This is a genomic window from uncultured Mycobacterium sp. (genome assembly GCF_964249325.1).
Taxonomy (GTDB): Bacteria; Actinomycetota; Actinomycetes; order Mycobacteriales; family Mycobacteriaceae; genus Mycobacterium.
The window spans coordinates 11,115-15,559 of record NZ_CAXUCH010000096.1 but is presented as its reverse complement, the minus strand read 5'-3'; the positions used below and the strand labels follow the sequence as shown (position 1 = coordinate 15,559).

General features: G+C 63.6%; 3 protein-coding genes and 1 pseudogene (1 of these 4 only partly in view). 1 reads left to right on the top strand and 3 read right to left on the bottom strand.

The features are described 5' to 3' along the window. Positions 1 to 60: 60 nt before the first annotated feature. Positions 61 to 480, top strand: coding sequence for a DUF5631 domain-containing protein (locus ACFE99_RS13640; protein WP_375486090.1), 420 nt, complete (start codon positions 61 to 63; stop codon positions 478 to 480). Between the two features lie 68 nt (positions 481 to 548). Here ACFE99_RS13640 and ACFE99_RS13635 read toward each other — a convergent pair whose 3' ends face one another. The 3 genes and pseudogenes from ACFE99_RS13635 to ACFE99_RS13625 all read right to left on the bottom strand — a co-directional run. Then, the gene (locus tag ACFE99_RS13635) at positions 549 to 1,208 is read right to left on the bottom strand and encodes a hypothetical protein (protein ID WP_375486088.1); all 660 of its coding nucleotides are present in this window, start codon (positions 1,206 to 1,208) and stop codon (positions 549 to 551) included. Further along, positions 1,196 to 1,612 (bottom strand): acyl-CoA thioesterase, encoded by a 417-nt coding sequence (locus ACFE99_RS13630; RefSeq protein ID WP_375486085.1) that lies wholly within the window; start codon positions 1,610 to 1,612, stop codon positions 1,196 to 1,198. The genes ACFE99_RS13635 and ACFE99_RS13630 overlap by 13 nt, the downstream gene beginning before the upstream one ends. After that, positions 1,609 to 4,445: pseudogene (locus tag ACFE99_RS13625) on the bottom strand (NAD-glutamate dehydrogenase); it runs 2,036 nt beyond the window's last position. The gene ACFE99_RS13630 and the pseudogene ACFE99_RS13625 overlap by 4 nt, the downstream one beginning before the upstream one ends.

Sequence of the window (4,445 nt, the reverse complement as noted above, 5' to 3'; positions counted from 1 at the left end):
AACCCGCCGCAACCAGGTCCCTTCACTCAACCAGTGCGGAAAACGGGCCTAGGGGGCGCGATGTTCGTCTACATCGGATCGCTGGAATCGGCGGCGACCGCGCACTGCGGCGCGCCACCGAATGCCGCGACAACACCCCACGGGACGAAACCGGTCAGGCTTTGGCATGCACCCCGTGCGGAGCTTGGTCGCGGCAGAGCGCCCGCACAAAGATCCGTTGTGCGGCGGGAACGTGATGTTCACTCGCGTCCCAACCAGTACCGCGGGGAGCAAAGCCCCGATCCAAGCGGCGAACAGCAAACCGCTGAGGCTGAGATAGTCCAGTCCTACCCAGAGAGTGTTGACGCAGCAGTGCTGGGGAATTGGCAGTTAGTGGCCGCGATCGACGCGCTCGTCGAGGGGGACAAAAACGCGGCAAACTACCACTTCGCCTGGTTTCAGGCGCTCAGCGAGACACCAGTTGCAAGGGCTGGGCAATGATCGTTGATATTAGACCTCGCCGATCTAGGAAACCGCTCGATAGCAGTGTCCCGACCGACTAAACGCTCTCAGCGCAATACCAGCGCCGGGTCGCCGCGACGGCGATACACCGATCCGAAGCGAGCGTCGATCCGTAACCAGAAGGGCAAAATCCGCACCCGCACGATCTCGTCCGAGTCGACAGCCTCCGGAGACTGTGGCAGGAATCCCATTGCGGTCAAGGCGAATACACAGCGCATCGGTATCCCGACGCTGACATCACCCGAGCTGACCGCGACAACCTCCTGGTCGAGCAATGAGACCGGCGGACCGTGGGAGCTGCCGTGATCCTTCGCCAGGCGCGCGCCGCGCTGCGCCAAGTCCAGCATTACCCGGGCCGGTACATCGTCGAGATGCGTGAAGCCTGACTCCGGCGGCAACGCCCCCCGCCACGCAGAATCCATCGGCAAGCCCGGATCGACATAGCCGGAGCTATCCATCGCCGCAAGCCCGCGGACCAATTGGTCTGCGCCGGCGGACAAATCGTCGGGTCGCACCGTCCCGGCCACCACCCGGCTCGCCAACACGTCGAAACCGGTGGCCACCCAGGCCGTCAACAACCCGCCGGTGCGGGCCCGCAGACGGATGACAGCAGCCTCGTCGAGGCGCAGCGCGCGGTCGACGAACGTGGCCAAGTCTTTGCGGTGAGCTGGGTTGACCCACAGTCCCCGCTCGGCTAGCGCGACCACCGCTGCAGGTATTCCCGTTGATGCGACGAGAGGCGCACCAACCGCTGCTCTTTGATATGGACTGCCGCCAACTGCGTCTCGGCGACCACGGCCGGCTTGGACTTAGGCGCCACCTGCATCGACCGCACCTCATAACCGAGGGTGAAATCGACTGCGCGTAAACGCTTCACCCAAATTGTCACCTGCAGAGGCGAATCCACCAAGCGCAGCTGACCTTTGTAGCTGACCCGCACATCCGCTATCAGCAGACCGATTGTCGTGATATCGGTTTCGAACGGCTCTCGCAAGAACGGGATACGGGCCTCTTCAAGGATTGTCACCATGGTTGCGTGGTTGACGTGCTGGTACATGTCGATGTCCGACCACCGCACCGGGACAGCCGCGACGAATCCGGTGTCAGTCATCCGGACGATCCTCGTCCACTGGTACGCGTCATGCGCCGGATCTGACGCGCCGCCACCGACAATGCCGCCAAGTCTTTTTCCCCGCTCTCGTAGATTTCTATGAGGGTGCGGCGCGCCCGCTCTACCCTGGACGCGCTGGTGTGCTCCCATTCGGCGATCTTCTCTTCGCCGCTTTCGTCGGGCTCCCCCACTGCGAGCACATCGAAGCACAACGCGCGCAGCGAGGCATAAATGTCGTCGCGAATCGCTAAGCGGGCTAGCGACTGCCACCGATCATCTCGGGGAAGCGCCGATACGGCGGTCAGCAGACCGTCAGTTCCCAGACGGTCCATCAACGCGAAGTAGGTGTCGGCAACCTCGGCTGGGTCGCGGTCCTCGATGTCGGCAATGTCGATGATGTCGAGCAAGCTGTAGCGGTAGAGCCCGGTGGCGACCCTGTACGCCAGCTCCTTGGACGCTCCTTGCGCGGCGAATTCCCGGGCTTCCTTTTCCACGATGGCCTTGTCGTCACCGCGCAACCACTCCGACATTCGCGGCGTCAGCGTTTCCACCTTTTTCGCGAATCGGTTGATCTCGGCGCCCACGGCCAGCGGCTGCGGACGATAGTTCAGCAGCCAGCGTCCGGCGCGGTCGATCAACCGGCGGGTGTCCAACGTCATCCGGTCCGATGTCGCCACGGGGATGTGCGCCGCGCGGATCTGCCGCCATAAGTTCTCTATCCCGAAGATGGCGTCGGTGGCCACGTAGGTACGCACCGCATCAACGGGTTTGACGCCAACGTCTTCGGTGATTCGGTAGGCATAGGTGATGCCGGCTGTATCGATAAGATCGTTGACCAGCATCGTGGTCACGATCTCGCGGCGCAGCTGATGCGTGCGGATCTCTTGGCGAAAGCGCTCGCGCAGCACCGACGGGAAGTAGGCCGGCAATCGGGCGGCGAAGACTTCCTGATCGAGGAGGTCGGTGGCCAACACCTCGTCTTTGAGCGCCAGCTTCACGTGCGCCATCAACGTCGCGAGTTCGGGTGAGGTGAGCCCAATGCCGGCCTCGGCACGCCGGTGAATCTCCTTATCCGATGGCAGCGCCTCGAGCTCGCGGCTCAGGCCACGTTCGGCGACCAGTTGCTTGATCTGCCGCTCATGCACGTTGAGCAGGCTGGCCGCGTTGGCCCGGCTGGTGCCCATCAAGTCGTTCTGGTCGGCGTTGTCGGTCAGCACCAGTTCGGCGACCTCGTCGGTCATCGACTCCAGCAGTTGGGTGCGGTCTTCCGGATTGACCTTGCCGGCCGTGATCAGCGAATCGATCAGGATCTTGATGTTGACCTCGTGGTCAGAACAGTCCACACCGGCCGAGTTGTCCAGCGCGTCGGTGTTGATCCGGCCCCCGCACAAGTCGAACTCGACACGCCCCAGCGCAGTGACCCCGAGGTTGCCGCCCTCGGCGATCACTTTGACCCGCACCTGGGTGGCGTTGACCCGCACAGGGTCGTTGGCCCGGTCGCCGACGTCGACGTCAGACTCCGTTTCAGCCTTGATGTAGGTCCCGATGCCGCCGTTGTACAACAGGTCCACCGGCGCGCGCAGAATGGCCCGAATCAGATTCGGCGGCGTCATTTCGCTGATGTCGTCGTCGATGCCCAGCGCGGCACGCACTTGGTCACTGATTGGAATGGCTTTGTGCGCACGGCTATAAACGCCGCCGCCGTCGCTGATCAGCGACTTGCCGTAGTCGTCCCAACTGGAGCGGGGCATCTCGAATAAGCGTCGCCGTTCTTCCCACGACCGTGCGGCGTCTGGGTGCGGGTCCAAGAAGATGTGACGGTGATCGAAGGCGGCCAACAGCCGAATGTGCTTGGACAGCAGCATGCCGTTGCCGAACACGTCACCGCTCATGTCGCCGATACCCACCACGGTGAAGTCCTCGGTCTGTGTGTCGACGCCCATCTCGCGGAAATGTCGTTTGACCGCTTCCCAAGTGCCCCTGGCGGTTATGCCCATCGCTTTGTGGTCATAGCCCACCGATCCACCGGAGGCGAACGCGTCACCGAGCCAGAACCCGTAGGACTTGGCGACGTCGTTAGCGATGTCGGAGAACGTGGCGGTGCCCTTGTCGGCAGCGACCACCAGGTAGGCGTCGTCGCCGTCGCGCCGCACCACGCCGGGCGGGGCGCTGACCTCGCCGGTGGTGTGGTCCACGTTGTCGGTGACGTCGAGCAAGCCCGAGATGAACAGTTTGTAGCACGCAATGCCTTCATTGCGGATAGCGTCGCGGTCAGTGGCGGCATTCCCGGTGGTCATCGGCGGCCGCTTGACGACGAACCCGCCCTTGGCCCCGACCGGCACGATCACAGCATTCTTGACGGCTTGCGCCTTGACCAGACCAAGGATCTCGGTGCGGAAATCTTCCCGACGATCCGACCAACGCAGCCCGCCGCGTGCCACATGGCCGAATCGCAGATGCACGCCTTCGACGCGGGGGGAGTACACGAAGATCTCGAACTTGGGTCGCGGCAGCGGCAGCTCGTCGACCAGCGGCGCGTCCAGCTTCAGCGCCAGCACACCCCGGCTGCGGGCTGACCCTTCTTGCGTCACAAAGTAATTGGTGCGCAGCGTGGCCTGGATCAACGAGGCGAATGCACGCAGCACACGGTCGGTGTCCAGGCTCACCAGCGCGTCGATATCCGCGGCCACCGCGGCGACGGCCGCTAGTGCGTCCCGCTTTTTTGGCGAGCCGGCGGGGCATGGATCGAACAGCGCCTCGAACAGCGCGACCAACGACGCTGCCGTGTGCGGGTTTTCGTTGACTATCGATTCGATGTGCGACTGGCTGTACG